The sequence below is a fragment of the Streptomyces sp. NPDC054863 genome (assembly GCF_053610825.1).
On sequence record NZ_JBSGZD010000163.1, the window covers coordinates 1 to 17414 of the forward strand.

A 17414-nucleotide genomic window follows, 5' to 3' on the forward strand; every position below is an offset into this window, starting at 1 on the left:
CCTGCGAGGCAGGTGTCCCGGGCCTTCACCGCGGCCGGGGAAGCGCGTCAACGGTGCGCGGCGCGCACGGCGGTGAACTGCCGACGGAGCAGTCCGTAGATCAGGGTGTCGGTCCACCGGCCGGAGTTGGGGTTGAGGGAGAACTCGGGACGCAGCCCCTCGCGCCGGAATCCCACGCGCTCCAGCAGCGTCGCCGACGGTGTGTTGCGGGGATCGCATTCGGCGGAGACGCGGTGCAGACCACGGTCGAAGAAGAGGTGGTCGAGGAGCGCGGTGACCATTTCGGTGCCGTACCCCTGGCGCTGGTGGGCGGGCGCGAGGGTGAAGCCGACCTCGGCCTGCCGGAGGTTGTCGTCGAGCCACACGCCGAGGTCGCCCACCAGGACCTCCTCGCCCCGGTGCTCGACCGCGTAGTGGAACCAGCCCGGCTCGGTGGGCCGCTCGGCCGCGTACCGCAGTACCTGCTCCGCGGCGTCCTGCTCGGTCAGGGGGGAGCGCCAGACCTGGTATCGGGCCACCGCCGGGTCGTTCCGGTAGGCCCGCAGGGGGCCGGCGTCATGGGGAGCGAAGTGGCGCAGCAGGAGGCGGGGCGTCGTGATCAGTGGGTCGGCCCGGCACGGCTGTGCCCGTACGGCCAGAGCCTCGTCCCGTACGGAAAGGGCCTCGTCCCCCGTGGCAAGGGCCTCGTCGAGGCCGCCGGGCCCGGTCGGTGCGTTCATTCACCGCACCGTGTTCCCGGGAGTCAGACCGTGACCGGCGGGCACCGAGGCGAGCGCCGTGTCCTCGTGCACGACCCGGTTCTGCTCGTCCACGAACACCACGCGCGCATCGAGCTTCGCCGCCTCGGCGTCCGGCACCGTCGCGTACGCGATGACGATCACCAGGTCGCCGTTCTGGACCAGCCGGGCCGCGGCGCCGTTCACCCCGATGACGCCGCTGCCCCGGGGGCCCTCGATCACATACGTCTCCAGGCGGTTGCCGTTGTTGATGTCCACCAGGTGGATCTGCTCGCCGGGGAGCAGATCGGCGGCGTCCATCAGGTCGGCGTCGATGGTGAGGGAACCGACGTAGTTCAGGTCGCACTGCGTGACGGTGGCGCGGTGGATCTTGGACTTGAGCATCGTACGGAACATGAATTCCGCCTCTCGGGCCTGTGGGGATTTTCTTCGGATCATTGCGCAGGGCGCGCGCGAGGGGGCGCCGGGGAATTCCTGATGCGGCTTCCCGGAAATGGGCGTGCCGGAAACATCGCCCTCCGTGGAGGTGCGGCGTCGTCATAGTAGGCATACGAACGGCCGTTACGGATACCCCTCGGGGAAACAATTGAATTGTTGCGGGACGGTGAGCCGGGTGTGTCCGTGAGTTCTTCGGGCGGTGCCTTCTCGCGCGGAGTGCTCCCGAGGTCCACGGCGGCCGGCCTGCTCTCCGACTGCTCTCCGGCCGGTCGTACGGCCGGTCGTACGGGTCCTTCGTCCGCAGGAAGGCGCGAGGTGACCGGTGTCATATGTCCCCTTCGTGCCCCAATTTTCTTGTGCTCATGTTCTGTCGGTGCAGGTTGGTGAGCGGCGGCGGGACTGGAAAGGGTGCCGACGCCTGTGGAATTCTCCGTGGTGGCACGAGGGAGGAATTCGGTTCCCGCCCTCGCATTCATGCCCCACCCATTCGCCCCTTCGTATTCGTCCGCGAAAAACGGAACGGTGCGCAGGGGGAAAGGAGCTTCACATGACAGTGGAAATCGCCCCCTCGGACGCGCAAGTCATGGCCGAGCGGATCGCAGAGGTCTTCCAAGAGGTGCTGGGCGCGGACGAAGCGCCCGACACGCACAGCGGATTCCTGGACATCGGCGGCGACTCGCTCACGGCCGCCCGTGCGGTGTCCCTCATCAGTGGCCGGCTCGGCGTCCGGGTCACCGTGCGTGACCTCTTCCGGGCACGCACGGCGGCAGGCCTCGCCGACCTGGTCCTCAGGCGCCAGGCCGCCTGACCCGCAGCAGAGCCGGTCCGCACGGGCCGTCCCGTGGCGGGACCGGCGGAGCGTGAGCACGTGTTCGTACGAGTTGACGAGTTGACGAGAGGTAGAGACATGGTGGCGCAGACGTACCGCGTGGTCGTGAACGGCGAGGAGCAGTACTCGCTCTGGCCGGCCGGCCGCGAACTGCCGGAGGGCTGGTTCGACGAGGGGACCTCCGGCTCCAAGGAGGAGTGCCTCGCCCACGTCGAGCAGGTGTGGACGGACATGCGGCCGCTCAGCCTGCGACAGGCTCGGTGAGAAAACGGCCATGACGACGATCGAGGAAACAGCCGGAACGGGGAACACGGCCGCCCAGAAGGGCCGGGACGCGAGGGCGCTCGCGGCTGCGCGGCGCGAGCTGCTGGAGCAGCGTCTGCGCGGTGGCCGGCGAGAAGCCGACTCGACCTCGGACGCCTCAGTGGCCATACCGAGGCTGCCGGACGGCCGGAGCGCGCCGCTGGCACCCGTACAGCACAACCTGTGGGTCGCCGACCGTCTGACGTCGGACAACTCCACGTTCAGCGTCCACCGCGTACTGCGGCTGACCGGGCGGCTCGACCGCGACGCGGTCCGGCGGACGCTGGACGCGCTGGTCGAGCGGCACGAGACCCTGAGGATGGTCTTCAGGGACGACAGTCCGCCCAGCCAGCGTCCACTGCCCGCTCATCCCGCCGCGCTGCGGACCGTGGACCTCGGCCACCTGCCGCCGGCCGCACGGGCCAACGCGGCGGTACGGGTCGCCGAGCAGGAGATCAAGGACCCCTTCGACCTGGAGGCCGGTCCCCTCTTCCGGGCGGTGCTGGCGGTGTGCGACGAGACCACACACCTCCTGGTGCTGAACCTGCACCACTGCATCGCCGACGAGTGGTCGTGCGGTGTACTGGCCCGCGAGTTCGGGGCCCTCTATGCCGCGTGCGTACGGGGCACCGGCGACCTCGCCCAGGTGCTGCCGGAGCTGCCCGCCTCGTACACCGACTACGCGGCCTGGCAGTCGGCCCGGCTCTCCGGTGACCTGCTGGACAATCAACTCTCCTACTGGCGCACCACGTTGGACGGGATCGCGCCGGTCCTGGAGCTGCCGACCGACCACACCCGGCCGCCCGAACCGTCCTTCTGGGGACACGGCGCCCGCCGCCGGCTGTCCCCCGAAGTCAGTGCCGCGCTGCGGGACTTCGCCCGCCGTCACCACGTCACCCTCTTCACCGCCCTGCTGACGGTCTTCGCCGCCCACCTGCACCGCTGGAGCGGGGGACAGGAACGCTTCTCGGTGCTCACCCCGGTCTCCGGACGGGTCACCGCCGAGACGGAACCCCTGATCGGGATGCTGGCGAACACGATGCCGCTGACCGTGGACGTCACCGACGGGCCGAGCTTCGCCGCCCTGGCGGAGCGCATGCACACGGTCGTGCTGGGAGCCCTGGAACACCAGGACGTCACCTTCGAGCAGCTGGTCGCCGACTCCGGGCACCCCCGGGACTCCTCCCGCAACCCGCTGTCCCAGGTCATGTACCAGTGCATCGAGCCCCGCGAACACATCTGGGACCTGCCGGGACTTGAGGTCGAGCGGGAACGGGTGCGCACCGCCTCCGCGAAGGTCGACCTGTCGCTGGTCGCGGTCAACCTGGAGGAGGGCATCAGGCTCGACCTGGTGGGGGAGAGCACGCTGTTCGAGCCGGCGACGGTGGAGCGGATGCTCGATTCGCTGGTCGAGTTCCTCGGCCGCGCCCTGCTCGCGCCGGACGCCGCCGTCGGCGAGGTGGACCTGCTGTCCGACGCCGACCGCGCACTCGTCGTCCACGGCTTCAACACCCCCGCCGCCCCCGCCGCCCCCGCGCCCGAGGGCACCGTGCTGGACCTCTTCGCCGCCGCCGTCGCCGCCACGCCCGAGGCGACCGCGGTCACCTTCGGCGCCACCTCCCTGACCTACCGGGAGCTGGACGAGGCCTCGGACCGCACGGCCGCCCGGCTGCGGGCCGCCGTACCCGGGCCCGGCGCGCTCGTCGGCATCCACCTGGCCCGCACCGAGCGGCTCGTCGTCGCGCTGCTGGGCGTGTGGAAGGCGCGCTGCGCCTATCTGCCGCTGCCGTTGGACCACCCCGCCGAGCGGCTGCGCGCCATGCTGGACGACGCCGGGGTCTCCCTCGTCGTCGCCGACCGCGGACGCTGCACGCTGGGCGACGCGGTGCCGGTCCTGTACGCAGACGCAGAAGGAGTAGGCGCAGAAGCAGACGCAGAAGGGGCAGGCGCAGAAGAAGCGGACGCGGGGGAGCACGTCCCGGCAGCCGCCCGACCGCTGCCTCGCGATCTCGCCTACCTGCTCTACACCTCGGGCTCCACCGGCCGCCCCAAGGGAGTGGCCGTGGAGCACGCGGGGCTGGTCAACTTCCTGGCCGGCACCCGGCAGCGGCTCGACGCCGGCCCGCACGACGTGTGGCTGGGCCTGACCGGTCTGTCGTTCGACATCTCGCTGGTCGAGATGTTCCTGCCGCTGATCTGCGGAGGCCGGGTCGTACTGGCCCCCGAGGACGCCGCACGGGACGGAGCCGTCGCCGCCCGCGTCGCCCGCGACCACGGCGTCACCCATGTGCAGGCGACCCCGTCGGGCTGGCGCATCCTGCTGGCCGCCGAAGCACGGCTGCCCCGACTGGCCGTGGCCATGACGGGCGGCGAGACGCTGCCGCCGTCCCTGGCCACGGAGCTCCGGGACCGGGCCAGGCTGCTGTTCAACTGCTACGGGCCCACCGAGACCACGGTGTGGGCCACCTACGACGACGTCAGCGACCCGGCCGCCGAGATCACCGTCGGCACCCCGATCGACCACGTCACCGTGTACGTACTCGACGGCGCCATGCGGCCGGTGCCGCTCGGCGTGCCGGGCGAGCTGTACGTGGGCGGAGCCGGAGTGGGGCGCGGCTACCACGCGCGCCCGGAACTGACCGCCGGGGCCTTCGTCCCCGACCCGTTCGGACCGCCCGGGGCCCGCCTGTACCGTACGGGCGACCTGGGAGCCCGGCGCGCGGACGGCCGGATCCGCTTCCTCGGCCGCAACGACCACCAGGTCAAGGTCCGCGGCCACCGCATCGAACTCGGCGAGATCGAGGCCCGGTTGGCCGCGCACCCCGGCGTGGAGCACGCCGCGGTCGTCGTCCAGCACACCCCCGCCGGAGCCCGGCTCGTCGGCTACGTCGTCGGCAGCCCGTCGCACGACTCACTGCGGCGCCACCTGTCGGCAGCCCTCCCGGCGGCCATGGTGCCCGCCGTCTTCGTCACCCTCCAGGACATGCCGCTGTCGACGAACCGCAAGGTCGACCGCAACCGACTGCCCGCCCCGGAGGCCGCGGCCCCGGCGGAGAGCCTGCCTCCCGCCGACGGGGTCCAGCGGGCCCTGGCGGACGTGTGGGCCCGGCTGCTGGGCGTGGCGGCAGTGGGCGCCCAGGACAACTTCTTCGAACTCGGCGGAGACTCCGTCAGCGCCGTCTTCCTCGTCTCGAAGGCCCGCGAGGCCGGCTACGCCCTCACCGCGCGCCAGGTCTTCGCCCACCAGACCCTCGCCGAACTCGCCGCCGTCGCCACCCCGTTGGACACCGAGGGCGCCGGACGCACCGTAGGCCCCGACGACTTCCCGCTCGCCGGACTGGACCAAGACGGCCTGGAGCGCGCCCTGTCCGGACTGTCCCCCGAGGAGGTGCAGGACATCTACCCCTGCACCCCGCTCCAGGCGGGCATGCTCTTCCACAGCCTCCACGACCCGGACGGCGGCGCCTACTTCACCCAGTACCGCTGGGAGATCGAGGGCGACCTCGACCCGGACCTGCTCGTCGCCGCCTGGCAGCACGTACTGGACCGCCACGACGCGCTGCGCTGCTCCTTCCGCTGGGAGGGCCTGGAGCGCCCGCTGCAGGTCGTGCACCGCGGCACACCGGCCGACTTCACCGTCCTGGACTGGACCGACACTCCCGCCGACGCGTCCGTCGGGCGGCTGGACGCCCTGCTCGCCGAGGAGCGCGAACGCGGCTTCGACCTGTTCCGCACCCCGCCCCAGCGCTTCCACCTGATCCGCACCGGACCCGCCCGCCACCACCTGGTGTGGCACAGCCACCACATCCTCGCCGACGGCTGGAGCGTGGGCCCCCTCCTCAACGAGGTCTTCGCCACCCTCACCGCACTGCGCAGGGACGGCCGCCCGCCGCAGGACCTGCCCGCACCGGTCTCGCACCGCACCTATGTGGAATGGCTGGAGCGCCAGGACCCGCAGACCGCCGAACGCCACTGGCGCGACACCCTCACCGGCTTCGTCGAACCCACCGCGCTCCCCGTCGTACGCCCGGCCCCCGCCGAGGAGCCCGCCGGACGGGCGCGCACCACCGAACTGGCCCTGGACGACGAGCTGGTCGAGCAACTGACGCTGCTCGCCCGCGGCCGGCGCTGCACGCTCGGCACCGTGTTCCAGGGCGCCTGGGCGCTGCTCCTGGGGCGGTGGAGCCGACAGCGCGACGTCGTGTTCGGCCTGACCGTCTCCGGGCGGTCCGCCGACCTCCCCAAGATCGAGCAGACGGTCGGACTGCTCTCCAACACCCTTCCGGTACGCGTCGGTTGGGAGGAGAGCGACCGGCTCGGCGACTGGCTCGGACGCCTGGGCGGACAACTCGCGGCGCTGCGCGACGTCGAGCACAGCTCCCTGGTGGACATCCGCGGCTGGTCCGGCGTGCCGGGCAACCAGCAGCTGTTCGACAGCATCCTCGTCGTGCAGAACCTGGCCGTCGCCGAACGCGCCGACCTCGGCGGACTGAGCGTGCGCATGGGACCCGTCCACCAGAACAGCGGCTACCCGCTGATGCTGAACATCCGGTTCGCACCGAAGCAGTCCGCCGTCCAGCTCATCCACGACGACGCCCGCGTCCTCGCCGGTGACGCCGAGCGCCTGCTGCGCTCGTACGTCCGGCTGCTCACCGCCTTCGTGCAGCAGCCGGACGGCCTGCTGGCCGAGCTGCCGATGCTGCCGGACACCGACCACGACCTGGCCGTCCGCCGGTGGAACGACACCGCACGGACCTTCCCCGCCGCCACGACCGTGCCCGCGATGATCGCCGGACAGTGCGTGCGCACCCCGCACGCGACGGCGGTCGTCCACGACGGGGACGACCGGTCCTACGCGGAGCTCGACGCCTGCGCGACCCGGATCGCCCGGCGGCTGCGCGCCGCCGGTGTGGCACCGGGCGACCGGGTGGCGCTGCGGGTGGACCGCTCGGCCGCCATGGTCGCCGCGGTGCTCGCGGTGTGGCGGGCCGGCGGAGTCTACGTACCGCTGGACCCCGAGTACCCCGACGAGCGGACCGCCTTCGTGCTCTCCGACTCGGGGGCCCGTGTGCTCCTCACGGACGACCAGCCGTCCCCGGGGGCCCTCCCCGACGGCGTCGCCGTGCTCCGTACCGACACCCCCGGGGCGGAGGAGGAGGCGGACGGCACCCCCGTTCCCGTACGGCCGGACGACCTGGCCTACGTCCTGTACACCTCCGGCTCCACCGGCCGGCCCAAGGGCGTGGAGGTCTCCCACGGCTCGCTCGCCCACCTGGTCGCCGCCATGACCCACACGCTGGACCCGACGGACCAGTCCGGTCCGTCGGACCAGTCCGGCACGTCCGGCCCCCAGGTGTGGCTGGGGCTGACCGCCCTGTCCTTCGACATCTCCACCGTGGAGCTGTTCGTACCGCTGACCACCGGCGGACGGATCGTCGTGGTGCCCGAGGAGGGGCGCTGGGACGCCGCCGCCCAGCGCGACCTCATCCGTGCCCACGGGGTCACCCACGTCCAGGCCACCCCGTCCGGCTGGCGCCTGCTGCTGGCCGCCGGGTTCGGCGCCGAGGACGGCGTCGCCGTCGGACTCGCGGGCGGCGAGGCGCTGCCCAAACCGCTGGCGGACGAGCTGGGTGCGCGCCTGCCCCGGCTGGTCAACGTCTACGGCCCCACCGAGGCGACCGTCTGGGCCACCCACGACGAGGTCACCCCCGGCCAGGACGAGGTCACCATCGGCCTCCCCCTGCCCAACACGACCGCCCACGTCCTGGACGAGGCGATGTGCCCCGTCCCCGTCGGTGTCCCCGGCGAGCTCCACCTGGGCGGTACCGGTGTGGCGCGCGGCTACCACGACCGACCGGGCCTCACCGCACGGAGCTTCGTGCCCGACCCGTTCGGCGCGCCCGGAACCCGGCTCTACCGGACCGGGGACCTCGTCGCACGCCGCGCCGACGGCCGCATCCGCTTCCTCGGCCGCACCGACCACCAGGTCAAGATCCACGGTCACCGCATCGAACTCGGGGAGATCGAGGAGGCGTTGGTCCGCCACCCCGACGTGCGCAGCGCCGCCGTGCTCGTCCACCGGGACGACAACGGCGCGGAGTTCCTGACGGGTTACGTCGCAGGCGCCGACCCCGACCCCGCCGATGTACGCACCTTCCTGCGCGGCGAGCTGCCCCGCCCGATGGTCCCCGCCCAACTGGTCGTGCTGGAACGGCTGCCGCTCAGCCCGGCCGGCAAGGTCGACCGCAAGGCGCTCCCCGCCCCCGGCACGGCCGCACCCGACACGGCACGGCACGTCCCCGCGCGCACCCCGAGGGAACGGACCCTCGCCGGCATCTGGGAGCAGGTACTCGGCTGCGCCGAAATCGGCGTGGAAGACGACTTCTTCGCCCTGGGCGGCAACTCCCTCAAGGCGGTCATGGTCTCCGCCGGGTCACGCGAGGCGGGCCTGCCCGTGACCACCCGGCAGATCTTCGCCCACCCCACCGTCGCCGCACTCGCCGCCCTCGCGGACCCGGCGCCCACCGTGTCGGGCCCGACCGAGCCCTTCGCGCTCACTGGACTCGACCCGCAGGAACTGGACACGTTCCTGGACTCCGTGGGCAGGGAGCGGACCGAGGACGTCCTGCCCCTGTCGCCCCTGCAGACGGGCCTGCTGCTGCACACCCTCGCGGAGACCGGCGACTACGTACGCAGCTTCGCCGTGGACCTCGAAGGCGACTTCGACAGCGCCGCCTTCGAGGAGGCGTGGGCCCACCTCGTCGACCGGCACGCGATCCTGCGCTCCACCTTCCACTGGTCGGGCCTGCCGCACCCGGTCCAGGCCGTCCGCCGCGCCGCGCCGCCCCGCTTCCGCCACGAGGACCTCTCCGGCCTGAGCGCCGACCGGCGCGCACAGCGGCTCGACGAGCTCACCGAGGAGGCCAAGCGCACCGTCTTCGACCTGGTCGAGGCCCCTCCGGCCCGGTTCCTGCTGATCCGCGTCCAGAGCGACCTGCACCGCTTCGTCTGGACCACGCACCACGTCGTCTTCGACGGCTGGAGCCTGCACGCCCTGTTCGCAGAGGCGTTCGACCTCTATCGGGCCCGCCGCGACACCGGCCGGCTCCCCGAACTGCCCGCCCCGCCCCCGTACCGGGACTACCTGCGCCGGCTCGCCGAACTCGGCACGGGCGACGCCGCCGCCCGGGAGAGCGCCCACTGGCGCGAGACCCTGGAAGGCTTCACCCGGCCCACCCCGCTGCCCGGCAGCCGGCCCACCGGCGCGGGGAACGGCGTGTGGAACGCCCGGCAGACCCTTCCGGCCCCCCTCCACGACGCACTGGAGCGGACCGCCCGCCGCCACCGCGTGACGCTCGGCACCCTGATCCACACGGCGTGGTCCCTGCTGCTGAGCCGTACCAGCGGGGAGCGGGACGTCGTGTTCGGCACCACCGTCTCGGGCCGCTTCAGCGACGTCGAAGGAGTCGACCGCATGGTCGGCCTGCTGATGAACACGCTGCCCCTGCGCATCGCGGTGGACCCCGACCGCCCCCTCGCCGACCTGCTCGGCGACGTCCTCGAACGCGTCACCGACGTGGCCGGACGTGCCCATGTCGCCCTGGCCGACGTACAACGGGCGAGTCAAGTACCGCCCGGGCGGCAGCTGTTCGACAGCCTGGTCGTCTTCACCGAAACGGACGGCGGCCTTCCGGCCGAGGCCGTGCCGGTGGCCGACAACGAGGCCCGCGACACCGGCTACCCGCTGGTTCTGGAGGCCACCCGCGCCGACCGGCTCACCCTGGAGGTCGGCTGCGGGCAGGCCTTCTACGACCGGGACACCGCGGAGCGGCTGCTCGCCCAGACGGTGCAGCTGCTGACCGGCCTGACCGAGGACCACGCCAAGGCCGCCGACGTGCCGATGCTGTCGGCCGAGGAGCGCGCCCAGGTCGTCCACGGCTGGAACGACACGGTCACCGCCTTCCCGGACGACCGCACCCTGCACTCCCTCATCGAGGCACAGGCCGCCGCCACCCCGGGAGCCCCCGCCGTACGGATCGGCGCCGACACCCTCACGTACGCCGAGCTCAACGCGCGCGCCAACCAGGTGGCCCACCGGCTGCGCCGCGAAGGCGTCTGCGCCGGAGACCTGGTGGCCCTGTGCACCGAACGCTCCGCGGAACACGTCGTGGGACTCCTCGGCATCCTCAAGTCCGGTGCCGCGTTCGTCCCCGTCGACCCCGAACACCCCGCCCTCCGCCGCGAGTTCGTGCTCGCCGACGCCGGCGCCCGCCTGCTGCTCACCCACACCCGGCTGCTCGCGGAACAGCCCCAGGGCGAGGACACCGGCGTGAGCGCCCTCGCACTCGACGACCCCGCACCCTGGTCCGGCGAACCCACCCACGACCCCGAGCCCACCGCCCTGCCCGCCGACCTCTGCTCGCTCTACTACACCTCCGGCTCCACCGGCCGGCCCAAGGGCGTGGCCTCGCACCACGCGGGCTGGGTCAACCGGATGGCCTGGATGCAGCGCCGGCACGGCCTCCGGGCGGGCGATGCGGTCCTGCACAAGACCACGCTCACCTTCGACGACGCGGCCGTGGAGATCCTCTGGCCGCTCATCACCGGAGGCCAGGTCGTCCTGCTGCCGCCGGGCGCGCACCGCGACGCCCACGCCATCGCCGAGAGCGTCCAGCAGCACGACGTGGTGCACGTGCAGTTCGTCCCCAGCGTGCTGGAGGTCTTCCTCGACGTCCTCACCCCGCGGACGGCCGCCGCCATGACCCGGCTGCGGTCCGTCCTCACCAGCGGCGAAGCCCTGCGCCCCGCCCTGGTACGGCGCTTCCGTGAGCTCTTCGGCGACCGGGTGAGCCTGGACAACACCTGGGGCGCGACCGAGGTCTCCATCGACTCGACCTGCCGCGTGTGCACCGCCGAGGACGCCGCAGCCGACACCGGCGCGGTCTCCCTCGGACTGCCGCTCGACAACAACACCGTCCACGTCCTCGACGACGCGATGAACCCCCTGCCCACCGGCGTCACCGGCGAACTCTTCATCGGCGGACCGACCCTGGCCCGCGGCTACCACCGACGCGCCGCACTGACCGCCGAACGGTTCCTGCCGGACCCCTTCGGACCACCGGGGTCCCGGCTGTACCGCACCGGCGACCTGGGCCGCCGCCGCGCCGACGGCGCCCTGGACTTCGTCGGCCGCACCGACCACCAGGTCAAGATCGCAGGCGTACGCGTCGAACTCGGCGAGATCGAGGACGTACTGCGCCGAGCCCCCGGCGTCCGGGACGCGGTCGTCGACGCACGCGTGCTGAACGACGTCAAGGTCCTCGTCGGATACACCGTCGGCGCCGCCGACCCCGACCGGACCCGGGCGGCCCTGCGCGCCGAGCTGCCCGACGCCATGGTGCCGAGGTTCCTGGTCGCCGTGGAACGGGTGCCGCTCAACTCCAACGGCAAGGTGGACCGGGCGGCCCTGCCCGACCCGGACCCCGACGACCGGGAGACTCCCTCCGGGAACCGGGTCGCTCCGCGCACCGCCACCGAACGGACCCTGGCCGGCATCTGGTCCCGGGTCCTGGGCGTACGGCAGATCGGGGTGCACGACAACTTCCGTGTCCTGGGCGGCGATTCCATCCTGCTGATCCACACGGTCGCCCGGGCACGCGAGGCGGGACTGACCGTCACCCCGAAGATGGTCTTCGCCCACCCCACCGTCGCCGCCCTCGCCGCAGCCGCCGACGAGGCCGCCGAGCACGGCCGGCAGACCGTCGTCCACGCCGAACAGGGCGAGGTCACCGGAGAGGTGCCGCTCACCCCGATCCAGCACGAGTACGCCGAACTGGGGCCGCGCGACCGCTTCAACCAGACCCAACTGCTCGATGTCGCCCCCGGCGTCACGCCCGACACCCTGCGGGCCGCCCTCACCACCCTGATCGCCCACCACGACGCCCTCCGGCTGCGCTGGACCCGCAGGGAGGGGCAGTGGCACCAGCACCTGGCGCCGCACGACCCGGACGGCGACGACCAACTGCTCACGGTGGTCGGCGCCGAGGAGGACGCCGACGCCGCGGCGGAGGCCGCACACGCCGGACTCGACCTGGCCGAAGGGCCGTTGCTGCGGGCCGTCCTGCTGGAGCCGACCCGCCGGCTGCTGCTGGTCGTGCACCACGTGGCCGTCGACACCGTGTCCTGGAACATCCTGGTGGAGGACCTCCACACGCTCTGCTCCGGCGGCGCACTGCCCGCCAAGACCACCTCCGTGCGGTACTGGGGCGAGCGGCTCCGGACGTACGCACAGAGCGAGGAGTTCGACGCGGAGGCCGCCTACTGGGCGCTGCCGCGGCCCGACGTGCCGCAGCTGCCCACGAACGGGCCCCACCACCCCTCCCTCCAGGGCAGTTCGCGCACCCTGCGGGCCGTCCTGCCGGCGCCCCGTACGGAGGACCTGCTGCGCCGGGCCGCCGCGGTCCGCGAGGTAGAGCCCGAGCACCTCATGCTGGCCGCCCTGGCCCACACCCTCGCCGAGACCACCGGCGGCGACACCTGCGCCATCGACGTCGAACGCCACGGGCGCGAGCCCCTGTGCGACGACGTCGACCTCTCCCGCACCGTCGGCTGGTTCACCAGCGTCCAGCCCCTGAGGCTCACCCGCCCCGCATCCGGCGGCGCGGACGTCTGGGTCGACGTGGTCGCCGAACACACCAGGACCCCCGCCTGGCGGGGCATCGGCCACGGACTCGCCCAGCTCTTCAGGGACACCGGCGACAAGGAACCCGGGGCGCAGGTCTCCTTCAACTACCACGGCCGCCGCGACCCCGCGGGCACCACGGACGCCCTCCTGCGCCCGCTGCCCCACACCCTCGGCGAACCCGTCGACCCCGAACAGCGCCGCTCGCACCCGGTGGAGATCGACGCGGCGGTCCTCGACGGCGCACTGCACGTCGAATGGCGTTACGACGCCGACCGGTTCGACGCCACCGCCGTACGGGACCTCGCCGACCGGCACCTGCGGCACCTCACCGGCCTGGTGGAGCACGCCGCAGCGCCGCGACAGCGCTCCGAACCGTTCGTACGCCGGCTGTTCGCCGGAACTCCCGCACCCCTGCTGCCCATGCTGCGCCACAAGGTGCCCGGCGTGAGCATCGCGGTGATCGCCGACGGCGACCTGCGGGGAGCCTGGGGCTTCGGCACCCTCGGCGCCGAGGACCCCACCGCGGTCGACGACCGCACGCTCTTCCAGGTCGGGTCCATCAGCAAGCACGTCACGGCCCTGGCCGTCATGCGCCTGGTCCAGGACGGGCGCCTGGACCTCGACACGGACATCAACCGGCTGCTGACCACCTGGCGGCTGCCCGGCGACGGCGTCACCCTGCGCCATCTGCTCACCCACACCGCCGGACTGGGGGCACAGGCCTACGACGGCTACCGCGCGGACGGGCCGCTGCCCACGCTCCGCCAGGTGCTCGAAGGACACGCCCCGGCCCTGACACCCCCGGTGCGGCCCGAGGCCCCGCCCGGCGCGCCGTTCGCGTACTCCAGTGCCAACTACACCGTGCTCCAACAGGTACTGGAAGACGTCACCGGCCAGGACTTCGCCCCGCTCATGCGGGCGCTGGTGCTGGACCCGCTGGGCATGACGGACAGCGACTTCACGCCGTGCGTCCCGCGCCTCACCGGCACGACGGTCGCCCGCAACCACGACACGGCGGGCGTGCCCCACCCGGAGGGCTGGCACCTGTACGCCGAGTCCGCGGCCGGCGGACTGTGGTCCACCCCGCGGGACGTGGCCCGGGTGGCGATCGAGATCCAGCGGGCCGTGACCGGCGGGCCCGCCGCCTTCCTCGGCGCAGACGCCGCCGCCGAAATGCTGCGCCCCCACCCCGGCACCCCGGGCGGGCTCGGCGTGGTCGGCAAGCCCTACGGCGACCGCCGCTGGTTCGGCCACACCGGGGGAGTCCCGGGTTTCCGCTCGCTGACCTGGTCGGACCCCGACCGCGGCCTCGGACTGGTCGTCACGGCCAACTCCGACGCCGGTGAGGACTTCCTGCGCGAGCTGCTGCACGACCTCGGAGTCGGACTGGAGGACGCACGATGGTGACGATCGACACCGCCTTCCGCCACTGGGCGGATCACACCCCGGACGCCGTCGCGCTGCGCGCGCCCGGCACCCGCCTCACCTACGCCGGCCTGGACGCCGCCGCCGACCGCCTGGCCGCCCGGCTGCGACGGCTCGGCGTACGCCACCAGGAACTCGTCGGCGTGGCCGCCGTCGCGTCACCCGGCTTCGTGGTGTCCGCACTGGCGGTGCTCCGGGCGGGAGCCGCCTACGTACCGCTGGACCTGTCCTATCCCGAGGACCGGCTGGCCCACATGCGGCAGGACAGCGGGGTCCGGGTCCTGGTCGCCTCCGGCGGCGCACACCTGCCCGCCGCCCTGGCCGACTGCACGCTCCTCGACCCCGAGTCCGACCCGGCGCACGACGACACCGGCCCCGCCGGCGCACCCGCTCCCGCGGATGCGGCGGCGCCCGCCCCCACCGACCTGGCGTACGCCATGTACACCTCCGGATCGACCGGGCGGCCCAAGGCGGTGCTGGTCGAGCAGCGCAACGTCACCGCCTTCGCCCGGCAGCAGGACATCGCTCCGCTCGGGCCCGGCCGCACCATGCTCCAGAGCAGTTCCTTCTCCTTCGACGCGTCGGTGCTGGAGATCTGGGGCGTGCTGCTGCGGGGGGCCTGCCTGGCCTTCCCGCCCGACGACCTGCTGGGCGCCGCCGAACTGGCCGAGGTCCTCAAGTCCGAGGGCGTCACCGACCTGTGGCTGTCGGCCGGCCTCTTCCACCAGGTCGTCGAGGAGGACCCCGGCACCCTCGCGCCGCTGCACACGGTGATCACGGGCGGGGACGTCGTCTCTCCCGTACAGGTGCGCCGCGCCCTGACCGCCAACCCGGGGCTGACCGTGGCACACATCTACGGGCCGACCGAGACCACCGTGGCCGTCTGCCGCCAACTGCTCACCGACCCCTCCGCGCTGGAGTCCCCGCTGCCACTGGGCACCCCGCTGCCCGGCGCCCGGCTGCACGTCATGGACGAGGAGGGCCACCCGCTGCCGGCGGGGGAGACGGGCGAGCTGTGGATCGTGGGAGACACCGTCTCCCGCGGCTACCACCACCGCCCCGAGCTGACCGCCGAACGCTACGTCACCGAACCCGGCACGGGGGAGCGTGCCTACCGCAGCGGCGACCTGGGCCGCAAACGCCCCGACGGCACCGTCGAATTCGCAGGCCGCGCCGACCAGCAGGTCAAGATACGCGGATTCCGCGTCGAACCCGGCGAGATCGAGGCGGCGCTGGGCGAGGCCCCCGGCGTCCGCAACTGCCTGGTGACCGCGCGCGTCGCACCCCCCGGGGACAAGCGCATCGTCGCCTACGTCGTGCCCCGGTCCGGCACCCCCCTGCGCGCCGCCGACCTGCACCGCTTCCTCGCCGGGCGGCTGCCGCGCCACATGCTGCCCGCCGAGTACACGGCGCTCGACGCCCTGCCGCTGGACGCCAACGGGAAGGAGGACCGGCGGCAGCTCCCCGAACCGGGCTGGGGGCGCGGAACGCTCGCCGTGCTCGCCCCCGCCACCCCCTCCGCCCCTTCCGTCCCTTCCCCTTCCTCCGCCACCCCCGCCACGTCTTCCGCCCCGCCCGAGAGGATCTGACCGCACATGTCTCCCACCCTCGATCCCACCGGGGTCCAGGTACCACTCAGCCGGGACCAGGAACGAACCTGGTTCGTCGACCAGATGAGCAGTCACCCCTCGGACTACCTCATCCCGCTCCGGCTGCACCTCGCCGGCGCACTCGACCGCGAAGCGCTGCACCGGGCCCTCAACGCCCTGGCGGCCCGTCACGAAGTCCTGCGGACCGGCGTCGTCTCCCACGACGAGGCCCCCGTCGGCCTGGTCCGCCCGCCCGAGGCGTTCCGGCTGCGCGAGACGGAGGCCGCCGACGCCGAGGCCCTCGACGCCGCCCTCGCCCGGGAGGCCGCCGAACCCGTCGACCTCGCGGCCGACATCCCGCTGCGCGCCCTGCTGATCCGGCACGGCGAGCAGGAGCACACCCTCGCCCTGACGGTGCACCACGTCGCCGCCGACGACTGGTCCTGCGCACTGCTCTACGACGAACTGGCCGCCGACTACGCCGCGTTCACCGTCGGCCTGCCCTCTGCCGTCCCCGAGCCCGCCGAGCCGTACCGCACCGCCGCGGCCCGGCTGGACGCCGCCGCCACCGAGGCCGCACCGGCTGGACTGCGGCACTGGCAAGGCGCACTGGCCGACCTGACCCCCTTCGAGGTGCCCGGCGACCGACCCAGGCCGGCCGTGCGCGCCGGACGGGGAGAGGGCCGCACGGCCTTCGTACTGCCGCCGGACGCCGCCGCCCCGCTCACCGCGCTCGCCCGGTCCGCCGGAGCCACCCCGGCGATGCTGCTGACCGCCGCCGTCCAGGCGGTCCTGTACCGCTGGACCGGCCGGCCCGACGTCACCACCGGCACCACCTACGCCCGCCGGGACGACCCCGCCACCGAACGGCTCGTCGGCGTCCTGATCAACATGCTGCCCCTGCGCGGCAGGCCGGAGCCAGGACTGACGTTCCGCCAGTACGTCGAGCAGCTGCGGGAAGTGTCCCTGGACGCCTTCGAGCACGCCGAGGTCCCCTTCGACCGGCTGGTCGAGGAACTGGCCCCCGAACGCGACCCGTCCCGCACCCCCCTCTTCCAGGTCCTGGTCAACTTCCGCAGCGGTCGCCGCCGCGCCCCGCAGCTGCCCGGACTGACCGTGACCGAGCTGCCGATGCCCTACGCCGGCGCCAAGTACGACCTCTGCGTCAGCTTCGAGGACCAGAGGGCCGGCCTGTGGTGCGGTGTGAACTGGGACACCGACCTGTACGACGCCACGACCGTCGACCGGCTGACCGGCTGGCTGGAGAACCTGCTGCGGCACGTCGCCGAGCACCCCGACAGCCGCCTGGACGACATCCCGCTGCTGTCCCCCGCGGAGGAACGGGACCTGCGCGCCCAGCTCCTGCGCCCCGCCGTCGACTTCCCGCAAGAGCCCCTGCACGCACTCGT

The 17414-nt window shown here is 73.2% G+C and carries 7 protein-coding genes; 5 read left to right on the plus strand and 2 right to left on the minus strand.

Features of this window, described 5'->3' with window-relative positions:
• Positions 1-47: 47 nt before the first annotated feature.
• Positions 48-719: a GNAT family N-acetyltransferase gene (locus ACWGIG_RS25005; RefSeq protein ID WP_453323898.1), complete on the minus strand. Its 672-nt coding sequence runs from the start codon at positions 717-719 to the stop codon at positions 48-50.
• Complete coding sequence (gene panD, locus ACWGIG_RS25010; RefSeq protein ID WP_453323899.1) at positions 720-1133, minus strand: aspartate 1-decarboxylase; 414 nt, start codon at positions 1131-1133, stop codon at positions 720-722.
• A gap of 589 nt (positions 1134-1722) precedes the next feature.
• On the opposite strand from panD, the gene ACWGIG_RS25015 reads away from it, so the two are divergent.
• The 5 genes from ACWGIG_RS25015 to ACWGIG_RS25035 all read left to right on the plus strand — a co-directional run.
• Positions 1723-1983 carry an acyl carrier protein gene (locus tag ACWGIG_RS25015; protein WP_453323900.1) on the plus strand — a complete coding sequence of 87 codons (261 nt, stop codon included), beginning with the start codon at positions 1723-1725 and terminating at the stop codon, positions 1981-1983.
• Positions 1984-2082: 99 nt separating this feature from the next.
• Positions 2083-2268, plus strand: a complete 186-nt coding sequence (locus ACWGIG_RS25020; RefSeq protein WP_453323901.1) for an MbtH family protein — start codon at positions 2083-2085, stop codon at positions 2266-2268.
• A 10-nt stretch (positions 2269-2278) separates the two neighbouring features.
• Positions 2279-14398: an amino acid adenylation domain-containing protein gene (locus ACWGIG_RS25025; protein WP_453323902.1), complete on the plus strand. Its 12120-nt coding sequence runs from the start codon at positions 2279-2281 to the stop codon at positions 14396-14398.
• Entirely contained in the window at positions 14392-16005 is a 1614-nt protein-coding gene (locus ACWGIG_RS25030) for an amino acid adenylation domain-containing protein (RefSeq protein ID WP_453323903.1), read from the plus strand. Before ACWGIG_RS25025 ends, ACWGIG_RS25030 begins: the two co-directional genes overlap by 7 nt.
• A gap of 6 nt (positions 16006-16011) precedes the next feature.
• Positions 16012-17414, plus strand: a 1403-nt coding sequence (locus tag ACWGIG_RS25035) for a condensation domain-containing protein (protein ID WP_453323904.1), incomplete at its 3' end; no start/stop codon positions are given.